Below are 25,906 nucleotides of genomic sequence, written 5' to 3'. Positions count from 1 at the left end.
ACACCTCCGTCGCGGTTGAAGTCATTTGGATACGACGGCGGCGAGGTGTGCCAGTTCCTCAGCGCTCACCGACATCCTGGTCCGTGCGCCGTGCAGTCGCACCAGCTCGACCAAACGGTCCATCCGCTCGTCCGAGACGTCCAGTCCGAAATCGTCCAGACGCTTGCGCACTTCGTTTGGCCCCGAATACTTTCCGAGCATGAAGTGGCGTGAGTTGCCCACGTCGGCGGGATCGAAGGGGGTCACCCGGGGGGACCCGTAGAACGAGTCGTGGCGCGCTTCGCCGTGGCCCTGCACGGGAGCCACCCGGTAGTTGAAGGCCCGCTCCCCGACGATGGGTTTGTTGGGAGCCATCTGCATACCGGTGAGGCGTTCATGCAGGCGGGACAGCTCGGTCAGCCGTTCCAGCTTGATCCCGGTATCGACGCCGTACAGCTTCTCCAGTGCGGTGGCCACTTCATCGAGTGCGGCTATACCGCACCGTTCCGGGTCCATCCCGTTGATGAACACCTCAACGAAGTCGGCACCTGCTTCCACACACGCGATCGAGTTGGCCACACCGAGCCCGAAATCGTTGTGGCAGTGCGCCTCTATCGCTACGTCCGTGACACTGCGCAACGTTGCGACGACCATGGCCATGGCCTGCGGACTGGCCACGCCAAGAGAGTCCGGGCAGTAGATGCGGTCGGCACCCGCCTCGCCCATCGCCGCACCGAACTCTTCGACGAATCCCAGCACCGTCTGCGGAAAGCCGTAGAGACCCATGGAGACCGTCAGGTCACGGTCTTTGGCTTCAGCGACGGCATCATTGGACGCCTTGAGCATTTCCTGCTGCGTCCATCCAGATTGCTCAAGGGCGAACTCCGCTCCTCGTCCGTTCAGGCAGACGAAGTCGGCGCCGCATTTCTGCGCCTTCTCCAACGTGGCCAGCCACTCCTTTCGGAAGAAGGACTTGCCGTAGAAGCCGATGCCGATCGGCAGACCCTCGTCGTTCTTGCGCCGCACCAGTTCGTCGGCGTCGTCGTCGGCACCCCAGACGATCGTTTCAGCGACGCCGGACTCGGCCAGCTCGCGCAGCAGGTACATCTTCTCCGTCATCGTCAATTCGGCTTCCATGTGGCCGATCTGACGTAACGTGATCTCCCGTAGCCGGACCCGCGGCCGCGCTTCCCCACGTTTGATTTTGGTGTTGTACAGGCTCAATTGTGAATCACTCATTCATGCCTCCAATTCGAATTGGCAGCCAATCACGCCGTTTCAGAAACAGCCCGAAGACATCACCGCTGAATCGATGATGCCGGTGCCGCGTTTGTCTCCATCGAATATGGACGGGACGACACCGCGGTGTCCAATACCAACTCCGAGCAGCGTTCATGACCGTGGAACATCAATCTCCGAACGCGTCGATCTATGTATTCCTGGTATTGCCGGGCATCAATTTCGGTGTTGGACACGGCCTCGTGCCCTGATCAGAATAAGGCTGCGCGCGGCCACTGTGATTGGTGCCACATCGACTGAATTCGTCCCGGCAAAGGAAGAGCACGATGCGACAAACACTGCTTGATCCCAAAGAAAAGATGGCCAGGAAGGCGGGATGGGCATCCCTGTGCGGCACGACGATCGAATGGTATGACTTCTACGTTTACGGCACCGCCTCGGCCCTGATCTTCGGTCAGGCGTTCTTCTCGCCGGCGCCGCATGCGGTCGGTGTCCTGCTGTCGTTCCTCACGTTTTGGGTCGGCTTCCTGGCCCGTCCGTTGGGGGCGGTGATCTTCGGGCACATCGGCGACCGGGTCGGCCGCAAGAAATCGCTCGTCACCACGCTCACCTTGATGGGCGGCGCGACGGTCGGCATCGGCCTCCTACCGACCTACGCCCAGATCGGCATCGCCGCACCGATATTGCTGACCTTAGCGCGTGTCGTTCAAGGCATCGCCCTTGGCGGCGAGTGGGGCGGCGCGGTGCTCATCGCCACTGAGCACGCCAAACGCAGCCGGTCGTTCATGTACGGCCTGTTCGCCCAGCAGGGCTCTCCCCTCGGCCGGATCCTGGCGACGTTGTCCTTCATCCCGATCGCGTCGCTGCCCGACGAAGCGTTGATGACCTGGGCGTGGCGAATCCCGTTCCTGGCGTCGGCAATCCTAGTGATCGTGGGCTTGGTAATCCGGTTGCGCCTGGAGGAATCGCCCGCCATCGTCGCGCTGAAACTCACGAAGAGGGTCGAGAAGTTGCCGATCCGAACGCTCTTCCGTGATCACAGGAAGGCAGTCACCCTTGGCATCGGCGCGTGCTTCATCATCTTCACCCTCGGTTACGCACGGGACAACTTCGCACTCGCCTGGGCATCGAATGAATTGGGCTTCGACAAGAACGACTTCCTGACCATCATTCTGATAGCCAGCGTCCTGCAGTTCTTCGCGCAACCGGCCGGCGCATGGTTGGCCACCCGGTACAACCCGCGGACGATGGTCATCATCTTCCTGGCCCTCGAGTTGCCGGCCCTTCCTTTGATGTTCATTCTCGTTGCGACGGAGAACTGGTGGCTCGCCCTGGCTGGCACCGTGGCGGCCACCATCCCCGACGTGATGTATCTCGGGATGCTCGCGGGAATGTTCGCCAATGGATTCCCGGCCGCGGTCCGCTACACCGGCATCTCGACCACCTACGCCTTGTCGGCGATGATCGGCGGCGGCATGCCTGCGCTGATGCAAACCGTCTACGCCGCGTCCGGATCGATTGTGCAGCCGATAGCGCTGACCATGGTTGCGTGCGCCATCTCCCTCGTCTGCGCACAGGCCTTCATCGCCCTGCCGGTCGAAGATCCACTGGCCGATGACCTTGCCGCTCAGGCCTCGGAGACGCCGGGCAGGGGGGATGCAGAACGCAATGGGCTGACTTCGCAATCCCGCCCACGTGTCACCCGACCTTGACCACAATGACCCACATGGAACTGCACCACCTCCACGTCTTCCTCGCCCTCGCCGAAGAACTCCACTTCGGGCGCGCTGCCGACCGGCTGCACATCGCCCAGCCACCGCTCTCGCGTGCCATTCAGCAACTGGAGCGGGAACTCGGAGCCCGGCTGTTCGACCGCACCACTCGGTCGGTGCAACTGACGGCCGCAGGCAAGGCGCTGGTGGGCCCGGCGAGGGACGTGTTCGCCAGCTGCCGCGTCGCCGAGGCCGCGGTGCGGGCCGCAGGCGTGGGTGAGACGGGCATGATCCGGCTCGGGTATGCCGGCCCGTCATCGCACACGCTGATCGGCAAGTTGGTGCAGGCAGTGCGCACGGAGCATCCAGGTATCGAGTTCGATCTGCGTAGCGTCACCTATGGCTATGCAGGCCTGGCACTGGTGATGGAAGGCTCGATGGATCTCACGATCACGCGTTGGTCCACGGAACTGCCCGGCATCTGTTCGCGGATCGTCCAGGAGGAGCACTTCGTCATCGTGGTGCCAGCAGCCCACCCGCTGGCCGATCGCAAGCGAGTCAGCTTCGCCGAGCTGAAGGACGAGCAGTTCGTCATGCTCCCTTCAGAGCCGGCATCGACGGTCCGCGACACCTTCACCGCCCAGTGCTACCAGGCCGGGTTCACACCGAATATCGTTCAGACAGCACCCGATTCGTGGGACGTGATGGCGATGGTGAGCGCAGGCATCGGAATCACGTTCACCGTCGATGCAGTGGTGGCACAGATTCGCACCGAGGGCTTGCATGTTCTGGAGCCCCAGGGCGGAATCGAGCCGACGTATGCCCGGCTCGCCTGGCGGGACAACGACGATAGCGCGGCACTTCGGGAAGTGTTGCGCGCTTCGGAGACCGCACTCCCCACTCCGGCACGTGTGCCGGGGCAGACCACGCCGAAGCTGGTGGCAATCCAGAACTGAGGCACACCCGAAGGCACGTCGATCACGGGGTGCACCAGCTTGTTTCGATCGATGTCGGCGGGATGCTGCATGGATAAAGGAGATTCCGGGCCTGGTCGGCCACGGGGCGTACTCGCCCTGGTATTCGACCGCCAGTTCGGCGCGTTCTTCTGGGGCCGGCTTCTGACGGCGGCCGCCAACTGGATACACACCGTGGTCGCATCGATCGTGGTGTTCGAGCAGACTGGTTCGGCGCTGGGCGTCGCACTGGTGACGGGTCTGCAATATGTCCCTCAACTGGTTCTCGCCCCACTTACCGGATCTCAGGCCGACAGCGGCAATCTCGCCCGGCAGATCATCACGGGACGACTGCTGTGCGCGACGGGATCTGGCGTGCTGGCGGTGTGGTTGACCGTCACCAACGGTCGGCCGGGCTGGGCGGGCGCGGCGGTGATCATGGGCGGGTCGCTGATCACCGGCCTCGGGCAGGTCATCGGCGGTCCCGCGATGCAGGCGGTCACTCCGCTGTTGGTGACCAGGGAGGAGCTGCCCGCAGCAATGGCGCTCAACACGTCGCCGGTGACCGTGGGGCGCTTCGGCGGTCCAGCGCTAGGCGCCACCCTCGCCGTCGGCCTCGGGGCAAGTCACGCCTTCTCCGTGGCGGCCCTGGCGCATCTGGTATTCGTGTTGATGATGTTCGCCGTCCATATCCCGCGGGTGCCCAAGACCATTGGCGACGAATTCACGATGAGGGCTGCGTTGGTCCACGTCCGGCGGGATCGCCCGTTGCTGATGCTGTTGGTGGCCACCGCCGCACTCGGCTACGGTTCCGAGCCCGTGGTGACACTGGCACCCCCGCTGGCCAAGGAACTCGGCGGCGGAGCGACCATCACTGGTGTCCTGACCACGAGCTTCGGGGCAGGCGCGGCAGCTGGGCTCGTCGTCACTGCGGCTCTTGCGCAACGACTTCGGCTCTCTGTAGTACCGATGGCCGGCATCCTGCTGATGGCGGCCGCGCTGGCGGCACCCGCTCTGGCTCCAACAACAAGCCTCGCCGTCGTCGCCTTCGGGTCGGCCGGCTTCGGGTTCGTGATGGCATTGACGAGTTCCAGCACCCTGATTCAGTTGCGGGTGCCTTCCCAACTGCGTGGGCGCGTGATGGCCTTGTGGCTCATGGGATTGCTCGGTACCCGCCCGATCGCCGCCGTGGTCGTCGGCATGGTGTCCGATCACCTCGGTGTCGGGACCGCGCTGATGATGATCGCCGCAAGTCTCGCCATTCTGGGCGGAATGTGCCGGCCGAGCCGGGTGACCTGACCTTCGCTACGCCCACGACATGTCGCCGGGGCACCCGTCGTTTGGATGGTTGACATTCCCCTAGGGGGAGGTTTCACGCTCGGTGTACGTGAGCGGCAATCAGACGGGGCCACGTGTCAGCCGATCGGCCCCGACACATCTAAATGGAGGATTCGCCTTGTACGAGCAATTCGGCGCGTTCGGCGCCTGGCTTAACCCTGCCCTCGGGGATCGGGCCCGGATTGATTACGCCCCCGAGCTCGAGGAGCTCGGCTTCTCTACGATCTGGCTGGGCATCGGCGCCAAGCCCGTGGGCGATCTGGCGCTCCTCGAAGGGGTTCTGGCAGCCACACGGACCGCGACAGTCGCCACGGCCATCATCAACATGTGGCAGGACAGTGCTCAAAGCGTCGCCGCCCAGTACCACCGGCTGGCCGACAGGTTCGGCGCGCGTCTGCTGCTGGGCGTTGGGCTTGGTCACCCCGAGAGCACCCAGCCCTACAGGCAGCCGTACACGCACATGGTGGGCTACCTCGACACGCTACTCAGTTCGGGCGTGCCCGCCGAGAAGATCGTTGTTGCCGCGCTCGGCACGAAAACCCTTGACCTTGCCGGTACTCGCACCCTGGGCGCCCATCCGTACAACACCACGCCCGAGCACACGCGGTTCGCGCGAGACGTTCTTGGCCCCACCCCATTGCTCGCGGTGGAGCACAAGGTCGTCTTGACCGAGGACGTCGAGTACGCCCGTTCGATCGGCAGGCCCGCCATCGAGAACCCGTACCTGCGGCTGCGCAACTACACCAGCAATCTGGTGCGTCACGGCTTCACCGAGCAAGATATCGCCGGTTCGGGCAGTGACCGGCTGATTGATGCCCTCGTCCTGCACGGACCGCCGGCTCAGATCTTCGATCAGCTTGCCGAACACCTGACGGCGGGGGCGAATCACGTTGGGATTCAGGTGCTCACGGAGGAGCATGGCGCTTCGCCGATGACCGAGTACCGAGCTCTCGCACAGTGTCTGCCTTCCCGCGCATCCCGTTGAGGTCCCGTCACCACGGTGAAGGTCGCGCCGCCGACCTAGCTGCGCGATTTTCCTGGGCGCTGTCGCGTGACCGCTCTAGGCAGTCGAACTGTCGTGCGTCGCCAGCACTGAGCCGACCAGGATCAGTGCCAGACCCACCACGTTGAATACGGTCAGCGGCTCGGCGAGGATGAGCACGCCGGCCACCAGGGCCACCGCCGGGTTGACGTAGGTGAACACCACGGCGCGGGTCGGGCCCACCTCGCGGATGAGCGCGAAGAAGACGACGAAGGCGAGCGCCGTGCAGACCACAGCGAGCAGGACGGTGGCGACCAGCACCCGTGCGCCGGGCGCCCCGGTGGGCCACTGCAGTGCCGCAGGCACGGTGTACACCAGCGCCGCGAAGACCAGGCAGCCGGCGGTCATCGGTAGCGCCGGAACGTCGGCCAGATACCGCGCGGCGATCAGCGGCGCGATCGCGTAGCACGTCGCCACCAGTAGAACCTGCACGACGGGCCAGGCGCCCCCGCCGGTCAGTCCGGGTCCTGCCAACACCGCCACACCCGCCAGTCCGATGATCAGCCCGGCCCAGCGCAGCGCGTCGAGGCGGTGCGTGCTGCCGGTGGCCCGGTCCAGCACCGTCGCGATGATCGGAGACGCCGCGATCAGCAGACCTGTCGTCGAACTGCTGAGGTGCCGTTCGGCATTCGTCAGCAGCAGCCAGGCGGCGATGACCTCGAAGAAGGCGAAGGCCAGCACGGGCTTCCAGTGCGCAAGCAGGTTTCGGAGGTTGGCGCGCGACCATGCCACCGGCAGCAGCACTGCAGCTCCGATCAGTGTCCGGGCCAGGATCAGCACCGGTACCGGCAGTTCCTCCAGCGCGATTTTGATCAGCAGATAGGGAATCCCCCAGATCACGCTCATCGCGGCGAACAGCACCCAGCCGCGGGCGCTCATCGCCTCCCCTCGGCTTCGCACGCGGCACCGGTGTCGGGTCGGCAATTAGGAGGGCGCCGCCCAGCTCGACGGGCCTCGGTGACGCGGCCGTTCAGTGCACGCCCTCCATGTGGCGGCTGATCCACGGCGCGAGGGCGAACATCACCAGCCCGATCGCGATCACCACTGCGCCGTTGACGCCGAAGTAGGCCGCCTCGTCCTCTGCAGAGTAGAAACCGGCCAGCGTGCCGGACAAGGCCGCACCGATGCCGATCGACATGAAATAGAGCGCCATCATCTGCGACCGAAACGCCTGCGGCGCAAGCTTGGTGGTGACCGAGAGCCCGATCGGCGATACCAGCAGCTCCGAGACCGCGAACAGCCCGAGAATGAACACCACCGCCACGACCGGAGTCGACGTCCCGGAGCCGCCTGCGAATAGCAGGAACATCGAAAATGCGATGCCCATGCCGATCACACCGAAGGCGAACTTGCGCGGCGTGGACGGCGCGCGGGTGCCGAGCCTGGTCCACAGCGCCGCGAACACCCCGGACAGCACGATCACCCAGATCGGCTCCAGCGAGCCGATGAAGCTCGACGGCGCGGTCCAGCCGAAGACGTTCCGGTTGATCCGCTCGTCGGAGTAGACGGCGAGAGTGGTGAGGATCTGCAGTAAGAGCGCCCAAAACGCCACGTTGGCGAGGAAGAGGGGGATGAACGCGCGGACCCTGGTGCGCTCCCCGGCACCGACCCGGCTGCTGCGCAGCATCAACGTGAAGTAGCCGAGTGCGCCAACGGCAAGGACCACGGCGATCGCGTAGGACACCTGCGCCAGCGGAACGATCCCGGTGATCAGCACCAGCGCCACTACCATCACGACCGCGGCACCGATCCCGGCCGTTCTCCCGTAGGCCGACCGTGGCAACGGGTTCGTCGGCGCGCGGCCGACCGTCCCCAGGTTGCGCCGGAACACGGCGTACTGCACCAACCCGATCGTCATGCCGATAGCCGCCGCACCGAACCCGACGTGGAAGCCCCACGACTGCTGCAGGAGCCCGGTAGTGATCGGCCCGATGAACGAGCCGAGGTTGATGCCCAGGTAGAACAGGGTGAATCCACCGTCGGCGCGCGGGTCGCCCGGCTCGTAGAGCGAGCCCAGCAGCGACGACGCGTTCGCCTTCAGCGCTCCGCTGCCCAACGCCACCAGCACCAGTCCGACCCCAACCCCGGGCAGCCCGGGCAGCACGGCCAGCGCGAGGTGACCCAGCACCACGACGACGCCACCGTAGAAGAGGGTGCGCTCCATGCCGAACAACCGGTCGGCGAGCCAGCCGCCGAGCACCGTGCATAGGCACACGGTTCCGCCGTACGCGCCGACGATGCCGGTGGCGGTGGCCTGCGGGAGCCCCAGGCCGCCCTGGTCCAGGGAGTAGTACAGGTAGTAGGCCAAAATCGTGGCCATGCCGTAGTAGGAGAACCGCTCCCACATCTCCACGCCGAACAGGGTGGTCAACCCGACCGGGTGGCCAAAGATCTTGCGGGACGGCAGGTCCCTCGTCGCCGGCCCGCCCAAATCCGGCAGCACCGTCTCATCCTGAGACATGTTCTTTCCCCAATCCTTGACACTTGCGGTAGTTGGAGCCGGGTTCGACAAGTCGAGGTGTCCGGCCAGGTCTGCGCGTAGGTGGACTACCTGGTCGACGGCAGGCGGGCGGGTGCTCGTACATCGGCGCGTGGGTCACGGTGAGGTCGACTGGTGGTGGAATTGCTTGTGCGCCACCACGTGCCCGTCAATCGTGACCTCCACGTCCGCGGTTGCGACGTCGCGGCTGCTGTAAGAGCGGCCCGTGATCGCGACGATCCGGTGTGGTTGGGTCACGGTGATCTTGCCGTCGGTTGTGAGCTGGGTTCGTTCGGGCCGACGAGCCACCGTGGACGCGCGATAGGTGTGGGTGAAGTCCACGAGGTCACCGGCGAAGCTCATCAGTGACATCTCCGTCGTGTGCTGGACGGAAGCCAGTCCGGAACGATCGGGCTCACAAATGATCAAGTCCGACCGCGGTGGTGCGGGCGGATTGCGCACCAACGTGGGATCCGGCGGATTGAACGTTGGCGTGCGAGTTGGTGGCTCCGACGGTCGTGGCACGACCAGCCTGCTCGGCTCGATGTCGCCGCCGACGTCGACGGCCCAGTCGAGAGCCTGGCTGGACGGCCAGATCTCGGGAAAGTCGGCGGCGGCGATCGCAAGCCGAATCCGGTGTCCAGCGGCGATCCGCCAGCGGACTGGATTGCACGTGACGCTGACCGCAGCCGACGAGCCGTGGACGTGATCACCGACGTAGCCGGGGGCGAGGTTGCTCAGCTTTAGGTAGCCCTTGGTGATCAGTGTCGCCGAGTCGTCGGGGGCGATATCGACGATACGGGTCGCGACATCGACGTCGGGGCTTACGCCCGTGAGCCTCAGCTGGACTACTACCTGTCCCAGCACGTCCAGGGGCTGAGTCAGTGGGTCGCTGGTGAAGGTCACCGACCGGTCGTCGTCGAGTCGCTGGTCGGCGGGCACGTGCTTGCTACCGAGACCTCCGTGAATGCCCACTGTCGCGTCAAAGGTGACCAGGACCTGGTCTCGGGCGACATGGGGGGCGCCGAGCAGACTGCCGTCGGGTCCGAGGTAGAAGGTGGCGGGTGTGGTGGTCACCGGCCAGTGGTCGTAGCTCTCCCAGATGTCAGCCCCCATGACGAAGAGATCCGCCGTTGAATATGGTCGGATGTCTTCTGTGGGCTGCTCGTTCGGCGAGGACGGCATCCACTGGTCGAACCAGGCGATCATCTCGTCGATTGAGTGGATGGGATGGTTGGAGTCCTGATCCGGTAGGCCATGCTGCCACGGCCCGGCCACGAGGCGGCGCGGACCGGCCAGTCTGTTGTAGTCCTGCCAGGCCCCGACGGTGACGATGTCGCGCCACCCGGTGACGATCATCGTGGGCACGGCGATCTGTGCAGGATCGACCGCGCGTCCTAGCCAGTAGCCGTCGCGCGTTGGATGATCGCGCCAGGCGAAGTGCCACGGAGTCAACGCGTGGAGATGCTCGGCCCAGACACCCGCCGAGACTTCGGCTGAGCCGATGCGAAACGCATTGCCGCCGTTGGCCGGCGGCAGACAGTTGAGGAACAGCATCATCGACGACCACGCGCCGATGACCTCGGCGAGGCCTGGTGCGCCCCATCGCATGATCTCGTGTTCGTAGGGGTCGGTCGACCCTTCGACGGCGACTACCGCCCGCAGGTGCGGCGGCTTGGCAGCGGCGGTACGCAGTGCCGCGATTCCGCCATATGACACGCCCCAGACGCCGACGTCGCCGTTGCACCACGATGTGGTCGCGATCTGCTCGATGCTGTCGTACGCGTCGTCAGATTCGATGGCTTGCATCGAGTCGGTCTTCGTTCCGTTGGAGGCGCCGATGCCGCGGAAGTCGACGATGACTGCAGCGTAGCCATGCTCGGCGAAGTGGTTCAGATAGTTGGCGTAGGTGATGCCCTGGTTGAAGTCCTTCGAATACGGCGTGTGGACGACGACTGCGGGCCATGGTCCGGTTCCAGCCGGCAGGTATACGTCGGCAGCAAGGGTGATCCCATCACGCATGGCCAAGCGCACATCACATAGCGAGGGACGCGCTTGCTCGCTCGGGCGGTAATCGTTGAGGTCATCGTCGTTTGGCGCACTGCCACGTGATTGAGTCCGATTGGGCTCTTGGGTTTCAGCCATATCGTGGAGGCCTCCGGCGGGTCGAAAGTGGTGGCGTGCTGGACTTGAATCGGTGGATCGGGCTAGAACCGCGCTACCCGACGTGAACGCTACGGTGACAGCGACATTCGTCACCATCGTCAAACGATGAGTGCTCGTCGGCGAACTCTCGACATCTGTTGCAATGAAGGGCACGTCGATCGCCGGGCGGGTATCCGACAGGCCCCTCAGTCGAGGTACTCGGGCTCTTCCCGAGCCAGCGTCCGCTTGACGAACTCGAAGTACGTGGATGACAGCGTTGCGAAGCCGCCCTTCAGGTCGGCGGCTGTCCGAACCAACACCTCCTTGGGGAACTCGAGAAGCGCCCCGCCCGTCGACGCCGCGAGCACTTGCACCCGCGCCGCTCGTTCGAGCAGATACATGTAGCAGAAGGCCTCAGCGAGGTTCGAGCCCACCGTGATGACACCATGCCCGCTGAGCAGTAAAACGGAAGCGGCACCGAGGATGTCGGCCAGTCGCTCGCCCTCGCCGTGATCGATCGCGACACCGTCGTAGTGATCGTCGTAGGCGATGTTCTCCCAGAACAGAGCCGCATTCTGCTGCCCGAATACCACCCGGCCACCAGCCACCATCCCCAGCGCTGTGGCGTACGGCGCGTGAGTGTGCAGCACCGCGGGCGAATCGGGGACTCGCCGATGAACGGGAGCGTGAATGTTCATGGCAGAAGACTCGACTTCGCCGTCACCTTCTAACACGGTGCCGTCGTAATTGCACAGGAGCAACGACGACGCGGTGATCTCTGACCAGTGAAGTCCCCACGGGTTCACCAAATAGCGGCTCCCCGTGCGCCGCCCGTCTTCGTCGGGAACCGCAAGCGAAAAGTGATTGTCGATGTCCTCTTGCATGTTCAGCCGGGCAGCCCAGCGGAGCGTCGCTGCCAGATCCTGCCGCTCACTCCAGAATTGAAACATCTTTCACGCCTCCCGACGATGGGTGTCCAACGATTTCTCTGTTCAGAATGAAAGCCTCGACGCAGTGCCCTTCAGTCTTCGCCGTGAGGTACCCGGTTCTCAGACGAGCGGTCGACGGCTCCAGCGTCGAACCTTGAGTGCTAAGTGCAGCTCGAGGCGCACCGACCCCAGCAGCGGATCGACGCCGAGGATTTCCCGAATGCGGTTGAGGCGGTAGTAAAGACTGGTCCGGTGTACGTGCAACTCTTCGGCGGCCGCTTGAACGTTCTCGCCCTTGTCATAGAGCACTTCCAGGGTGTCAGTCAGGCTGCCGGTGGTGTCGGCGGCGAGCAGGGCCGAGAGTCTGTCCGACGGGAGCGAGTCGCCCACCTTCATCGGCCCGGCGATGAGCTGGTAGGCCCCGATATCGGCCCAGTCGATGGCGTCTCCAAGGAGGGGTTCCACAGCGCTGGTTTGGGCAGCCACGACGGCCCGTCGGTAGGTTCGTGGCAGATCCTCCACTCCTGAACTGGTTTGGGAGATCCCGGTACACAATCGGTCAGTGGTGGCATCCCGGCTGTGCCGAGAGGACAACGAAAGTTGTTGGTGTAGCCGCCCTGCAGAGTTGGCGTCGCGGTCGGGCCGCAGCAGCACCACGGTGTGAGTGCCCTGGACCGAACTGGCGATCACACCGGGATACCGGGAGACGGCTTGCTGGGCGCTGAGTCGCAATTGCGCCGCCCGACTCTGCGACAATGGTTTCGCGTCAGCGGTGCTGAAGATCGATACAGCGATCCGCAACGTCGTGGCGCTACGCACTGCGGCGATCTCCCCAATCAGGCCCAAGGCGTCCGTGTCGCCTCGGCATGCGGCGATGAAGTCGCGTTCGCGCTGGCGTCGCTCGTCGAGATGCGGGGAAGCCAACTCGTACAACGTTGCCGCTAGCAGCTCGGTTTGATCACCAATCGTGTCGAGATGTTGCTGGAGTCTCTCGACGGGCACTGCCTCGGAGGCGAGCAGACAGAGCAGTCCCGTCCGCACACCGCCTGCGATCAAGGGCACACAGAGGCGTGCGGACATCCCCAGATCCGCGTTCGCGGGGATGACAACGGGTTTGACCGCGGTGGCGGTGCCATGGCGTTCCTGCCACTCACGGATGTCTGCTGGCGGCACTCCGTGGTGAAGCACCGCACGAACACACGCGTCATCGACTCCGTGTTGAGCGCTGTATGCGATGAGCCTTCCGGTGAGGTCATCGAGCGATACTCCGATGCGCAGACCATCGGCGATGTAGTCCAGCGCTTGCTGGATGTCGCTGCCGTACAGCGGTTCGTGATCTGTGTGAGGGATCCTTCGTAGTGCGGGGTGGTCCACGTCAGCAGCGAGATTCAGGACGCAACAGCTGTGTTCGGCAATGCTCGCGCTCATACGAGCGCCCGGCGATCGCGGTCGAGGCTAGTCAGCCGATCGTGTACGGCAGCGGGTGCCCACGGCACCAACGTCGACCGCCCCGTCATGGCACATCCTTTCTCGTCGACCTCTCCCGCTTGGCAGGGGCTAACGTGGGGCCGCAGTGTTGAACGTGAATGCGTCGACGCAGTGGACGCCAGCCGAATACTGTTGTCATGCCGATCCTTTGAATGGTCCTGGCCACGGAGGCGTTCTCCTCTGCTCAGCGCAGCTCGCCATCCATGGCCGGTGCGGGCGAAGGGGCTGGTGGTGCAACTGGGTTCAGCCCGCTGGCATCATCGAGGTTCAGCTGCGTGGTCTCCGGTGCCCAGCGCACCGAGACAAGGCCCGCGAAGATCAACAGCGCCGCCGTGATCGTCATGGTCCCCCCGATGCCGAGGCGCTCCAGGGACAGCGGCACCAGGAACACTCCGACCGCGGATCCCACCCGCGTCAGCGCGGTGATGATTCCGATCGCGGTGGCCCGCACGGCAGTCGGGAACAGTTCATTCGGGTACACCCACGTCAGCACCTGCGGCCCACCATTGAACAGTGCGAAGAGAGTGAACGCGATGACGATCACCAACGTCGGAGCCCCCGGGGCGACACCCAGCACGAGCAGCGACAACCCCGCCAGCAATGAACCCCAGATGACCATGCGTCGCCGTCCGGTCTTGTTGATGACGGCAAGAGCGGCAACGACTCCCACTAGGAAGAGCATCTCCAGCAAGGCGGCGCCGACGTTGTCCGAGATACCGCTGAGACCAAAGGCAGCCAGGATGTCAGGGCCGAACGTGTAGATCGCGAAGACCGGGATATTCGAGCACGTATAGAAGACGACCACATAGACGAGGCGGCCGACGTACCCGCGCCGGGCCAGATCACGCCAGGTGAGTGTCGACGAACTGACGGCGGGGAGATCGGCCACCGTCACATGCGGCCCGTAGACCTTGGTGAGTACTTCCTGGGCCTCAGCATCACGGCCCCGGCTCAACAGCCACCGCGGGGACTCCGGGGTACCGAGCCGCAGAATCAGCAGCACCAGGGCGGGCGCCGCGGAGCTCACCAGGAACCATCGCCATCCGTCGTCACCCAGGTGGCGCAGCACGGCGTCACCGATGAAATACGCTGCCGCAGCACCGACGAAGAACATGCACACCAGGCCACAGAGGAGTGGCCCGCGGTACTTCCGCGGTGCAAACTCGGTCAGCAGTGATGAGGCCATCGGATAGTCGGCAGCGACGGCGGCCCCGAGAAGCAGTCGCGCCACGAACAGCATCCAACCCTCGGTCACGAAGAACTGCAGCACGGAGACCGCCGCGATGAATCCCAGGTCCAGGGTGTACATGACCTGTCGACCGAATCGATCGGTGAGGAAGCCCGATACGGCGCCGCCGAAGAGCATTCCGATCAACGCTCCCGCGCCGATCAGTCCCTCCATCACCGACGACAACTGCAGTTCTGGCCCCGCAGCGACCAGAGCGATGCCGATGCTGCTCAGTATGTAGCCGTCCAGGAATGGCCCCCCGGCGGCATAGACGGCCAACCGCTTGTGGAATCCCGACAGGGGGGCGTCATCAAGAGCGTGTGGTTTCACGTGCAGTAATCCTCCAGTGAAGCCGGGCGCGGCAGTCCGTCGAACTGACGCGACGCGGGCGATGAGTCGCTAGGCCCCATCTAGTGGTCTAGCCAGTGACCAAAGTAGACTGATGCGGCGCTGTTGTCGCGGGTTTTGAAAACTTCACAGGAGCGGTGGCGCGGAATCCAGGACGCCACCTGCGCAACTAACGAGGAGTGCACATGCCATTAACAGGATCGTTATCCGGAACCGTCGGCGAGGGGGACACCGCAGCCAGTTTCGGGCAGTCCTTTCCACGGGCCGCGTCCACGCCGTTCGTGCTCGGGCTCGCTGAAGTGGCGTGCCACAACGCAATCGCAGACGAGCTCGGTCCCGGCGAAATCACCGTTGGCACTTCGGCAACCATCGAGCACCGGTCACCGAGCCCCGTTGGCGCCACGCTGACCGCACGGGCCCGATTGACCGAGCGCAGCGGTAGGCGCCTGCATTTCGAGGTCGAGGTAGTCGATGGTGACGAGGTGTGCGCGACCGTCACCCACAGCCGTGCGGTGGTCCTGAGCGAACAGATCGCCGCCCGCTTGGCGCGGCGCGTCACCGACGAGTGACGATGCGCTAGCCGGGTCGGAGTAAGGTGGCGCTGGTCGGACCACTTACAACCAGGCGAGGGGTGCACCGTTGGCCAAGGACACCGGTGATGAACCGCGGCGTCAGTTCACCCCCGCCAAACGCGTCCGGGCGTACGAGAGCATCGTCGACCAGATCGAGAGTGCAATCCTGCGCGGCGATCTGCGCCCCGGCCAACGGCTGCCCAGCGAGCGTGACCTGACCACCCAGTTCGCCGTGAGTCGCGCCACCGTACGAGAAGCGTTGCGAGTGCTGGAAAGCCAAGGCATGATCAAGTCGCGCCAGGGTGACCCCACCGGCGGCGCAGAAGTACAGCAGTTCTCGCCGGATGCGCTGAACCGCTCGCTGACCACGATGGTGCACCTCGAGCAGTTCGACTTGGCCGATCTAGTGCAATTCCGGATGACGATCGAGGGCTCGACGACATTCCTGGCCGCGGTATCGCACACCCCCGAACAGCTGGCGCAGATGAAGGCGGCTCATGCGGCGGCAGCCGCGGCCATCGATTCCGGTTACGAGGCGTTCTCCGCCGCCGACGTCGACTTCCACCGGTCGGTCGCCGAGGCCGCGGGCAGCGGGCTCCTGCGGGTCTGCAACGACGTGGCATGCGGCGTCGTGATGAACCTCATCGAAGTGAAACTGAAGACGTCGGTCGACATCTTGGAGCTCATGCGACACAGCTGCCGCAGCCACGGCCTGGTGCTCGAGCTGATCGAACAACGCGATGGGGCCGCGGCCGCGCGAATGGCGCTGCAGGACATGATGGAGCACTACACCCCGCTGATCCCCGCCGACCGTCGCGCACCGCTAGAAGCCTTCGCCGCTCGATCACCTGTGGGCTGAGTGGCGACGGCCTTGCCACGTCGGTCAGAGCGCGGCGCTCGCGGCGGCGCGCGGTAGTACGAATTCGCGAGTCTGCGCCGTCACACCCGCTTCCTGGAGCTTGAACTTCTCGACCTTGCCCGTCGGTGTCTTCGGCAGCTGGTCGACGAACTCGATGTAGCGCGGCACCTGGAAGCGTGCCATTCGTTCGCGGCAAAATTCCCAGACCACTTCCTCCGTCGTATCAGTTGCATTGGGCTGCAGCACGATTGCGACCATGACCTCTTCCTCGGTGAGGTCGGATTTCACCCCGAACGCCGCGCAGTCGAGAACAGCAGGATGCTCACGCACGCTCTCCTCTACCTCGAACGAGGAGATGTTCTCCCCGCGGCGCCGGATCGCTTCCTTCTTGCGGCCGATGAAGAACACATTGCCGGCCTCGTCGATCTTGGCGAGGTCGCCGCTGTGGAACCACATGTTGCGCTGCACGGTGTTGGTGGCCTCGGGGTTCTCGTAGTACCCCGAGAACACCGAGAACGGCACCTTGGGGCGGATGAGGAGCTCCCCCACCACCCCTGCCTGCACTGGTTCGTCGTTGTCGTCGCTGATGCACACGTCGAATTCGTCGATTACCGTGCCGCAGGAGCCCGGAACCCGAGGTTGATCGAACCGTTGGGTGATGGGGATGTTCGCCTCGACCGAGCCGTACAGTTCGACGACGGTGAGCCCGAATCGCTTCTCGAAGACCTCGATCGACTCCGGCACCGGGACGCCCCAGGCCAAGCGGACGGGGTTGTCGGCGTCGTCGGGGCGAGGCTCCGCCTTGGCCAGGATGGACAGCGTCGCGCCCATGAAATCGAAGACGGTCGCTCCGGTCTCGCGGACCTCGGCCCAGAACCCGGACGCGCTGAAGCGCCGCCCGATTGCCGCGGTCGCGCCGAGTAGTAGCGCCGGGACGGTGGTCAGTGCCGTTGCGTCCGCATGGAACAGCGGAAATGGGCAATACAACACGTCGTCATGACGGAGTCCAAAGTCGCGCATGGCGATACGCGCCTGCGAGGTGAAGTACCGGTGGGATAGTACGCACGCCTTGGATCTGCCGGTGGTGCCGGAGGTATAGAGAAATGCAGCAGTGTCGCTGTGGTGGACGACTTCGGCTGGCACCGCGTCCTGGTAGAGGTCTTCGAGCCGGTGCGCCGCGTCGCGCGGCCCGTTGGCGGTCACGATGGGCGCGTCGATTCCGGCGCGGGCCAAGGCGACTGACAGGACGTCGACCAGGTCGGCATCGGCGATGAACACGGTGGCGTCGGCGAGCCGCACCGCATGTTCGAGCCCGAGGCCCCTGAACTCGGTGTTGATCGGAACCCACGCCGCACCGAGACGGTTGCTGGCGAACCAGGTGTGTTCACACGCCAGCGAGTTCCGCATCAATACCGCGACGCGGTCGCCTCGTCCTACCGCGTGTACAGCGCGGAGACCGCCCGCCAGCCGTCCTACTTCGTGTTCGAATTCGGCGAACGTCACTGTAACGCCGTCGATCTTGAGAAAGACCCGCTCCGGCCAGCGTTCCACTGCGGAGGCCAGCGCTGAGTTCAGGGTCGTGTCGTCGTGCATGTCGTTCTCGACTCGTTTCCTCTCGTCGGCTGCGTCTAGACCTGGCTGCGCTCTCGGTTGCGGAACGCGGTGAAGCTTTCCTCGTTCTCCGCGGATGCGAAGCAGTACGAGGCCATGTCGACCTCCATCCGCAGGTTGAGCTCCTGGTTGGCGTGGGCCGCGAGTTCGACTGCCTGTTTGACGCTGGACATTGAGCGCCGCGGCTTCTCCGCCAGCATGTGTGCCAGCTCGATTGCCCGGGACGCCGGGTCGTCAGCCAGCTCCGTGTAGAGCCCGATGGCGTGCCCTTCCGCAGGGTCCACCCATCGGCCGGTCAAGAGCAGGTCCTTCGCGCGCAGCATGCCCACCATGAGTGGCAGCCTGCCGGTGATACCGCCGGTCGGTGCGTGCCCGATCACCGCTTCCGGGAACTTCATTCGCGCCAACGGGCCAGCGATCACGAAGTCGGCCGCCAGTGCGATCTCGGCTCCACCACCGACCGCATAGCCGTGCACCGCAGAGACCACCGGGCAAGGGGCGGCCACCATCAGCCGGGTGATCTCCTGCAGCTGATCGAAGGCCACCCGAAGCTCGTCGGCCGAGCCCGTGTCCGGGGCGAGCGTCTCGGTGAGATCCTCGCCAGCGCAGAAGGCGCGACCGGCCCCCCGAACCACAACCGCTCCGGCAGAACGTGTTTCCAGTCGCAGCGCGTCGACCAAACCGCCGAGCAGGCTTCGGTTGAGGGCGTTGAGTACGTCAGGACGATTCAGCGTGATCACGGCAATGCTGCCGACGTGTTCGGTGATCACGGGTGGCGTCGAACTCATCGTCCTCCTGTTGTGGTCGAGCCAGCTTCCCCGAGGGGCGCTGGTCGCTCCTGCCAATACCTTGGAAATACCGTTCGCGGTTAGTGGTCTAGCCAGTTGCCTACAGCTTGGCCGTTCTGGCCTGTCGTGTCAACTACCGCGGCTGGCCACGCTGACCCGGCCCTACGAGGCCGGGTCAGCCGCGCCGGGCCGCCTCCTGCGCGAGTTGCACGCGGGACGTGAGTCCGAGTTTGGCGTAGACGTGGGTGAGGTGGGTTTGGACGGTGCGCGGCGAGACGAAGAGCCGCGTGGCGATGTCGTTGTTCGCGAGCCCTTCGCTGACCAGTCGTACGACGTCGCGTTCGGTCGGGGTGAGTGATGCCCACCCGCTGCTTGGGCGTTTGCGTTCGCCGCGACGGCGCCGGGCGTAGGCGACTGCTTCGGCCGTGGACAGCGCGGCGCCCTCGGCCCACGCGGCTTCGAAGTCCCTCTCTCCCAATGCGTCGCGGAGCGTCGCGGCCGAGGCTTCGACGGCGGCGTCGAAGATCTTGAAGCGGACGAAACCCCCGCGTTGCCGGATGGAGTCTGCGGCGCCGAGCAGCCGGGTGGCTTCGCGGTGACTGCCGGTGTCGACGGCGAGTGCCGCGAGACAGTCCAGAGTTTCTGGAGTGGCGCCGCATGTTCCGCTGCTGGTGGCGGTGACGAGTGCGTCGTGCGCATCGCGGCCGGCCTGTTCGGGCTCACCCTGCGCGATCGCCACCATGGCGCGTGTCGTCAGCGCGAGCGACAGGTGAAACCCGCTCGTCGCCGCGACGGCCTCGTCGGCCGAGCGCCGCGCCGCGGTCAGATCCCCGCGTGCCAGCGCGGCCTGGGCCGTATAGGCAATCCAGATCGCCGCCTGCTTGGGTTGAAGACTGAGGTAGGGCAAGCCCGCAGCGATCGCATCGGCTGCCGCGGCAACGTCACCCGCGGCAAGACTCGCGACGGTCAACCCCACGTTGGCGAGGCCCGGGAAGAACCCGCCCAGTTCCGCGGCGGTCTCGACGGCAGCGATGCCCGCGTCCCGCGCCGCATCCGAGGCTCCCTGGTGCGCAAGCATGAGCGCCTGCATGAACAGGGCCAAGCACCGCCAGTACGGGTCGCGAGCCGCGTCAGCCTCGACAATGACCGCACCCAACATCGCGACGGCTGCGGCCGGATCACCGGTCATTCCCTGCGCCACACCGAGACTCCATCGGCAGCCACGCTGCGCGCGCCGGTTGCCGACGGCGTCGGCGAGGTCACGTCCTTCTTCGGCGGCAGCGCGTACCCCGATCGGATCGCCCAGCATGACCGCCCCGACTGCCAGCCAACTCAGAATCCAGCTGAGCCTCCATCCGTCGCCTGTCGAGCGGGCCAGGCCGATCGCCTCAGCGAAGTAGGGGCCGGCCACGGCAGAGTCGTAGAGCGCGATGCCAGCGCAGCCGATCAGGGCCCGGAGCAACAGGGCGGGGTCGTCGACATCCCGCGCGATCGCCAGGGCCTCAAGCGCTTGGTCCATGTCGTCAGTGGCACCCATGAATGCGTTGAGCGTGGCCCTATCGGCAAGCACCGCCGCGCGCACTGCCTGCGCCACCTCGTCCGGACGTGCGTTTTGGTCAGTGAGGACGGCGTCGCACCAGGCCAGCCCTTCCAGGACTCGGCCCCGTCCGAGCCAGAGTTGCTGCAGCGACGACGCCAACTGCGACGCAAGCCCTGCCTCGGAATTCTCGCGGCTCCACGTGAACGCGGCGCGCAAGTTGTCGATCTCGGTGTCGACCTGCTCGAGAAACCGCTCGTGGCCGGCGGTGGCCGGCGTATCGAGTCGGGCCGCCATACTCGTGTAGTGGTCGCGATGACGGGCACGCACGGCGTGGGCCTGTCCGGACTCGCCGAGTTTTTCCAGTGCGTACTGCCGCACCGTCTCCAACAGACGGTATCTCGTTCGGCCGCTTCCGCTTTCGACCACGACCAAGGACTTGTCGACCAGTAATGTGAGCAGGTCGAGGACGTGGAAGCGTTCCACGTCGCCGCCGCCTGCGACGGCCTCTGCGGCATCGAGATCGAATCCGCCCATGAACACCGCCAGCCGCGCGAACAAAACCCGTTCGGACTCGGTCAGCAGCGCATGCGACCAATCCACCGATGCACGCAACGTCTGCTGGCGGCGCACGGCGGTACGGGAGCCGCCGGTCAGTAGCCTGAAGCGATCGTGCAGGCTGTCGCGGATCTCGGTCAACGACAAGACGCGCACCCGCGCCGCCGCCAACTCGATCGCCAATGGCACGCCGTCAAGGCGCCCGCAGATGTCTCCCACGATGACCGCACTGTCCTCGGTCAGGCGGAATTCGGGACGGACCTGTCGGGAACGGTCGGCGAACAGCTCGATCGCCTCGTCGACCAGCGACAGCGACGGCACCCGCCAACTCACCTCGCCGGCCACCCCGATCGGCTCCCGACTCGTCGCCACGATCGTTACCGCGGGGCAGCCGCCCTGCAGAACGACTACCAGCGCCGCGCACGCGTCAAGCAGATGCTCACAGTTGTCCAGTACCAACAACATCCGACGTTCACCGATGAACCGCAGCAGCGCGTCCGTCGTGGAACTGCCCTGGTGGTCAGGCAACCCGAGTGCGCGGTTCACCGCCACCGACACCAGATCGGGATCGGTGATCGACGCCAGGTCGATCAACCACACCCCGCCGTCGAATCCCCCGGCGATCGCGCGCGCGAGCTCCACCGCCAGTCGCGTCTTGCCGACACCGCCCGCCCCGGTGAGCGTTACGAACCGACTCTCGGCCAGAATCCGCTGCACGTCCTTGATTTCGGCGCGGCGCCCCACGAAACTCGTTGGGTGGACCGGAAGATGCTGGGCAACAACAGCTTCGGGTGTGCGCAGCGGTGGGAAATCGTTGTGAAGGTCGGGGTGGCACAACTGCACCACCCGTTCCAGGCGCGGAAGATCCCGCACATGGTGTTCGCCGAGGTCGGCCAGCCAGGCGTCGGTCGGCAGCCGATCGAGAACCAGATCCTCGATGATGCCCGACAGCACGGTCTGCCCGCCGTGGGCCAGATCGCGAAGCCGTGCGGTCCGGTTGATGGTCGGACCGATGTAGTTTCCCTCGTCTCGCAGTTGCACCTCCCCGGCATGTACGCCGATGCGCAGCCGGATCGGGCCCAACGGTGCCCGCTGCAACTGCAGCGCGCACGCCACCGCGTCGCTGGCGCGCGCGAACGCGACCACGAAGCTATCTCCCTCGCCCTGCTCCACCGGCCGGACACCGTGATGGGCGGAGACCATGTCGCACAGCGCACGATCAAGGCGCGCAATGGCGGCCGTCATCTCCTCCGGTTGGGTCTGCCACAGCCGCGTCGACCCCTCGACGTCGGCAAGCAACAACGTCACCGTTCCGGTCGGAAGCTCGCTCACACCTAGGTCGCTCCAGTTCAACGGCGTGTCCGCCCGTGGGTCCGTTTCGCTCATGCTAGCCAGCATGCTGTGGCCGCACGCCACAAACATCAGCGGAATCGCGTGGATTTCCCCTCCGCGCAGTGCGGATCTACGACACCTCGCTTGCGTGCATTTACGCGTTGTGACGCTCGATCTCGCACCGGCGACGTCCCATAGTCGACTCACACGACTCCAGGAGGACGACTATGACGATCCACACGACGCCAGTCATCGCATTGGACCGAGAAGCGGCCCGGGCAGCAATCAGCGCTGCGACTGGACGGTTCACCACGCTGCTGCGGGAAACCGATGACATCGCGCGCCCGGCGGCTGGCACCGATTGGACCGTCGCAGAGACCGCGGCCCACCTGGCCGTCGTGTTCACCGGGTTCAGCGCAGCGATCACCGGGGAGTCGCAAGCGCTCCCGTACCTCGACGCAGACTTCCCGACTCGGTTGGCAGCCACCAATGCCGCCACCATCGCCATGGTCGACCGTACCGACGTGGGTCGTCTCACGGAGCTAATCACCGTTGGGACGCAACGGTTCCTGGAGCTTGCGGCGGGGACCGATCCGCAGATGGAATGCGCGACGCCGTGGTACGGCCCGGGCCGGGTCCGCACCGTGGACTGCCTGACCGCCCTCGCGCTGGGGGAATTGACCGTGCACGGGCACGACATCGCGTGCGGGACGGGCCGACCATGGCCGATCTCCGCCGAGCACGCGAAGCTGATCCTTGGCACGGTGTGCCCAGAAATGTCGCCATTGCTGGTGCGGCCCGAAGCGGGCCGCGGACGGCCGGTGACATACGAGATTCGGCTCCGCGGCAACGGCCCGCGCTACATCATCCAGGTCGCGGACGGTACGGCGGAGGCCCGGGCCGCCGGCGGCCCGGTGGATTGCGTGATCTCCGCGGACCCGGTGACGTATCTACTGGTCCGCTACGGGCGGATGCCGCTCGGCCGGGCACTGCTGCGTGGCGGGATGGTCGCGACGGGCCGCAGGCCATGGCTCGGGCTGCGCTTCAACCGCCTGTTCTTCACTCCGTGATGCCGTTGCGTTGGCGTTCGGCGGGGGGCGTGTCGATGGACATCGGGCACGTCAGCGGGTGCCATCGTGCGCCTCGGCGACTCCGCCCACTCCCTCGGATCCATCTGTCGGATAGCTCTTCTTCACGGCACTTCGTAGGCGCTCGCACGACGCGTCTCGCGGCAGCCGGGCGTGGCTGCCGCGAGAGGCGGATCGGCTCATGCGATCTACCGGGTGACCAGTTCGTAGATGAGCAGCCCGGACAGGGACAGGATGCAGAGGAAGCCGATCGCCCCGATGACGTTCTTCCACCAGGTGTTGCGCAGGTCGCCCATGAGTTGGCGATTGTTGCTCATGACGTAGAGCAGGAATCCAAGGAACGGTGCGATCAGGACGGTGAGGGCTTGGGCGACGATGATGAGCTGTATCGGGGACTTGGTGAACAGCAGCGTGATGGCAAGTCCCCAGACCAGGATGGCGGCGCTGGTGCGCTTGGCGGTGACGGTGCTCGGCGACGGCCCCTTGCCGAGGGCATCGGAGAGCATGGTGCCGCCAGCTGTCGCGTTGGCGACCATCGCCGAGAACGCCGCGCCGGAGAGTCCGAGTGCGAAGATCGTTGAGCCCACGGGTCCGGCGATGGGCTCGAATATCTTGGCCAGGCCGAGAAGTGTTGTTGCTTCGGCATTTTCGCGGCCCAGGACCGCGGCTGCGACGATGATGACCAGGGAGGTCATGATCCCGGGGGCAATGATCCCGGGGATGGTGTCGGCGATACTGGTTTGACGGTACTGGTCGCGGGTGCGGCCACGTTCGTGGGTTCCGTAGGAGGTGAAGAACGCGGCGTTCAGCGAGAAGTTGGTGCCGACGAGCGCGACGACCAGCAGTGCCCCACCGGGTGGGATGCTGGGAACGACGCCGTTGAGGGCCTGATACCAGTCGGGTTTGGCGATGACCGCGCTGATGATGAACGTGGCACCGAGGAGTCCGACGATGACCAGTAGCACCCGTTCGACGGTGCGGTAGACGTTGCGGAACAACAGGATTAGCCCGACGAAGGCGGTACAGACCGCGGACCAGATCAGCGGGGAGCCGCCGAACACCATGGACAGCCCGAGCCCGGATCCGACGGCGTTGCCGACCGAGAAGCACAGCGTGATGATGAAGACGCCGACGCCAGCTGCCACCCCCACTCGTTGTCCGAGGACGTCTTTGACGGAGCTGATCATCGACTTGGGTGTTCGAATGCCCAGCCGCACGCTCATGTCTGCGTAGACGAGCATGAACACGGTCGAGAGCACGATGACCCAGATCAGCGAGTACCCGTAGCCGCTGCCGGCCTCGACTGCACTGGCGAGGTTGCCCGGGCCGAATTGCCATGCCCCGGCGATGAATGCCGGGCCGGCCATCGCGAGCGTGCTGAGTACGGTCTTCCACCTGCTCGACGCAGGGATGGGGTCCCCCGGCGGGTTGCCTGGCGTGAGCGCGGAGCCGACTAGTTCTTCAGATGTGCGGTGTTGACTCATGATGAGCCTTCCTGGAGGCGCTCGGTGCCGCTACCTAGGCAGTGTGCCCTCAGCTCGACGCGGGGGGAGCGGATATGAGACGTGGATGCGGGGTTCAGACGTGGCACATCGAGCCGAGCGGGGTCGTCGCTGGTGCCTGTGAAGGATCGTCGGGCGGCGGCCCGTGGGGCCCGATCCGCGGGGCTTGCCCGCTGCATGTGCTGCGCCCGAGAGGAAGCGCTGATGGGGTGCCCCTCCAGCCATCGGGTGGATGGCCGGAGGGCACAGGGTCCGTGCTGCCAGAGAGGTGTCCGGTCAGACCAAAGCGGGCACGACAGAGCCGAGGTTCGCCGAATCGAGCGCCGCGGCTATCTCCTCGTGGGCGCCGGCTGCCAGCGGGAGCAGGGGCGAGCGGACCGTGGCGTGCTCGAGGATGCCGCGGTGGACGAGGCCTTCCTTGAGTGCGACGGTGCCTTCCATGTGTGAGCCGCGGTGGTAGACGGTGGCGGTCACCGGGAGCAGGCGATCGTGGATCGCGCGGGCTGCGGGGTAATCCTTGGCCTTGCCTGCGGCGATCAGCTCGATGAGCGGCTCGGGTGCGAGGCCGCCGTAGCCGACGAGCAGTCCGTCGACGTCGAACATGGTGTGCAGCAGGTATTCGTCGTGGCAGCTCAGGATCTGCAGGTCCGGGTTCTCTTTACGCAACACGGGGATTTCGCGATCCCATCGACGCATGTTGCGGACACCGTTCTTGGTGGCGAAGACGCCTTCCTGCGCGGCGATCTCGAGCTGGGTATCGAGGTTGTAGGTCGCCTTGGTGACGTCTGGGTACTGGAACAGGATGAGTGGCAGCCCCGACCCCTCGTACAGGGCCTTGTAGCGATCTTGGGGGGCGCCATCCTGGTACCCGAACCGCAGCCACCCGTGCGAGGGGTAGACCAGGCCGGCGGAGGCGCCGGCGTCGACCGCGCGCTGGGCTTCCTCGACCGACACGGCGGTGCCCTCGCCGGTGATGCCCGCGATGATCGGCAGTTTTCCGTCGACCGAGTCCTTGAAGGCGCCGATGACACGGGCTTGCTCGTCCTGGGTCAGGAAGGTTCCCTCGCCGGCGTGGCCGAGGACGACCAGGCTCTTCACGCCGTCGATGCTGCCGAGCCAGGAACCTAGCCGCTGAATCGCGTCGTAGTCGACGGCGCCGTCGCGGGTGAACGGGGTGAT

The 25,906-nt window shown here is 65.5% G+C and carries 19 protein-coding genes; 7 read left to right on the top strand and 12 right to left on the bottom strand.

Annotated elements, in window-relative coordinates; all coding sequences use genetic code 11:
- Nucleotides 1-21 precede the first annotated feature (21 nt).
- Nucleotides 22-1,218 (bottom strand): hydroxymethylglutaryl-CoA lyase-like TIM-barrel protein, encoded by a 1,197-nt coding sequence (locus tag ABW137_RS19430; RefSeq protein ID WP_526402946.1) that lies wholly within the window; start codon nt 1,216-1,218, stop codon nt 22-24.
- A gap of 326 nt (nt 1,219-1,544) precedes the next feature.
- Between ABW137_RS19430 and ABW137_RS19425 the strand changes: the two genes are divergently transcribed.
- From ABW137_RS19425 to ABW137_RS19410, 4 genes are all read left to right on the top strand, one after another.
- Complete coding sequence (locus ABW137_RS19425; protein ID WP_526402944.1) at nt 1,545-2,930, top strand: MFS transporter; 1,386 nt, start codon at nt 1,545-1,547, stop codon at nt 2,928-2,930.
- 14 nt (nt 2,931-2,944) lie between these two features.
- Nucleotides 2,945-3,886: a LysR family transcriptional regulator gene (locus ABW137_RS19420; protein WP_526402942.1), complete on the top strand. Its 942-nt coding sequence runs from the start codon at nt 2,945-2,947 to the stop codon at nt 3,884-3,886.
- 69 nt (nt 3,887-3,955) lie between these two features.
- Nucleotides 3,956-5,182, top strand: coding sequence for an MFS transporter (locus ABW137_RS19415; RefSeq protein ID WP_526402940.1), 1,227 nt, complete (start codon nt 3,956-3,958; stop codon nt 5,180-5,182).
- A gap of 157 nt (nt 5,183-5,339) precedes the next feature.
- Nucleotides 5,340-6,206, top strand: a complete 867-nt coding sequence (locus ABW137_RS19410; RefSeq protein ID WP_526402938.1) for a TIGR03620 family F420-dependent LLM class oxidoreductase — start codon at nt 5,340-5,342, stop codon at nt 6,204-6,206.
- A 75-nt stretch (nt 6,207-6,281) separates the two neighbouring features.
- On the opposite strand, the gene ABW137_RS19405 is transcribed toward ABW137_RS19410, so the two are convergent.
- The 6 genes from ABW137_RS19405 to ABW137_RS19380 form a co-directional block, all read right to left on the bottom strand.
- Nucleotides 6,282-7,142 (bottom strand): EamA family transporter, encoded by an 861-nt coding sequence (locus ABW137_RS19405; RefSeq protein ID WP_526402936.1) that lies wholly within the window; start codon nt 7,140-7,142, stop codon nt 6,282-6,284.
- A gap of 91 nt (nt 7,143-7,233) precedes the next feature.
- Nucleotides 7,234-8,724, bottom strand: a complete 1,491-nt coding sequence (locus ABW137_RS19400) for a peptide MFS transporter (protein ID WP_526402934.1) — start codon at nt 8,722-8,724, stop codon at nt 7,234-7,236.
- 135 nt (nt 8,725-8,859) lie between these two features.
- Nucleotides 8,860-10,887, bottom strand: a complete 2,028-nt coding sequence (locus tag ABW137_RS19395; RefSeq protein WP_526402932.1) for a CocE/NonD family hydrolase — start codon at nt 10,885-10,887, stop codon at nt 8,860-8,862.
- A 206-nt stretch (nt 10,888-11,093) separates the two neighbouring features.
- A complete protein-coding gene (locus ABW137_RS19390; protein ID WP_526402930.1) occupies nt 11,094-11,837 on the bottom strand; it encodes a class II aldolase/adducin family protein in 744 nt (247 codons plus the stop codon).
- Nucleotides 11,838-11,936: 99 nt separating this feature from the next.
- Nucleotides 11,937-13,190, bottom strand: coding sequence for a PucR family transcriptional regulator (locus ABW137_RS19385; protein ID WP_526402928.1), 1,254 nt, complete (start codon nt 13,188-13,190; stop codon nt 11,937-11,939).
- A gap of 298 nt (nt 13,191-13,488) precedes the next feature.
- Nucleotides 13,489-14,862, bottom strand: coding sequence for an MFS transporter (locus tag ABW137_RS19380; protein ID WP_526402926.1), 1,374 nt, complete (start codon nt 14,860-14,862; stop codon nt 13,489-13,491).
- A 203-nt stretch (nt 14,863-15,065) separates the two neighbouring features.
- Here ABW137_RS19380 and ABW137_RS19375 point away from each other — a divergent pair, with 203 nt between their 5' ends.
- Together ABW137_RS19375 and ABW137_RS19370 are read left to right on the top strand one after the other, a co-directional pair.
- Complete coding sequence (locus ABW137_RS19375) at nt 15,066-15,449, top strand: thioesterase family protein (protein ID WP_526402924.1); 384 nt, start codon at nt 15,066-15,068, stop codon at nt 15,447-15,449.
- Nucleotides 15,450-15,519: 70 nt separating this feature from the next.
- A complete protein-coding gene (locus ABW137_RS19370) occupies nt 15,520-16,311 on the top strand; it encodes a FadR/GntR family transcriptional regulator (protein WP_526402922.1) in 792 nt (263 codons plus the stop codon).
- Nucleotides 16,312-16,335: 24 nt separating this feature from the next.
- Here ABW137_RS19370 and ABW137_RS19365 read toward each other — a convergent pair whose 3' ends face one another.
- The 3 genes from ABW137_RS19365 to ABW137_RS19355 form a co-directional block, all read right to left on the bottom strand.
- Nucleotides 16,336-17,904, bottom strand: coding sequence for an AMP-binding protein (locus ABW137_RS19365; protein WP_526402921.1), 1,569 nt, complete (start codon nt 17,902-17,904; stop codon nt 16,336-16,338).
- Between the two features lie 35 nt (nt 17,905-17,939).
- Nucleotides 17,940-18,710, bottom strand: a complete 771-nt coding sequence (locus tag ABW137_RS19360) for an enoyl-CoA hydratase/isomerase family protein (RefSeq protein ID WP_526402919.1) — start codon at nt 18,708-18,710, stop codon at nt 17,940-17,942.
- A gap of 175 nt (nt 18,711-18,885) precedes the next feature.
- Nucleotides 18,886-22,203: a helix-turn-helix transcriptional regulator gene (locus ABW137_RS19355; RefSeq protein ID WP_526402976.1), complete on the bottom strand. Its 3,318-nt coding sequence runs from the start codon at nt 22,201-22,203 to the stop codon at nt 18,886-18,888.
- Between the two features lie 161 nt (nt 22,204-22,364).
- Between ABW137_RS19355 and ABW137_RS19350 the strand changes: the two genes are divergently transcribed.
- Nucleotides 22,365-23,207 (top strand): maleylpyruvate isomerase N-terminal domain-containing protein, encoded by an 843-nt coding sequence (locus tag ABW137_RS19350; RefSeq protein ID WP_526402917.1) that lies wholly within the window; start codon nt 22,365-22,367, stop codon nt 23,205-23,207.
- Nucleotides 23,208-23,413: 206 nt separating this feature from the next.
- On the opposite strand, the gene ABW137_RS19345 is transcribed toward ABW137_RS19350, so the two are convergent.
- The gene (locus ABW137_RS19345) at nt 23,414-24,709 is read right to left on the bottom strand and encodes an Nramp family divalent metal transporter (protein ID WP_526402915.1); all 1,296 of its coding nucleotides are present in this window, start codon (nt 24,707-24,709) and stop codon (nt 23,414-23,416) included.
- Between the two features lie 294 nt (nt 24,710-25,003).
- Nucleotides 25,004-25,906: dihydrodipicolinate synthase family protein (locus ABW137_RS19340; protein WP_526402913.1), on the bottom strand; the 903-nt coding region annotated here is incomplete at its 5' end.

The organism is Mycobacterium sp. (assembly GCF_040509115.1).
GTDB lineage: Bacteria > Actinomycetota > Actinomycetes > Mycobacteriales > Mycobacteriaceae > Mycobacterium.
The sequence above is the reverse complement of the archived record's forward strand: the minus strand, read 5'-3'. Positions and strand labels throughout refer to the sequence as shown.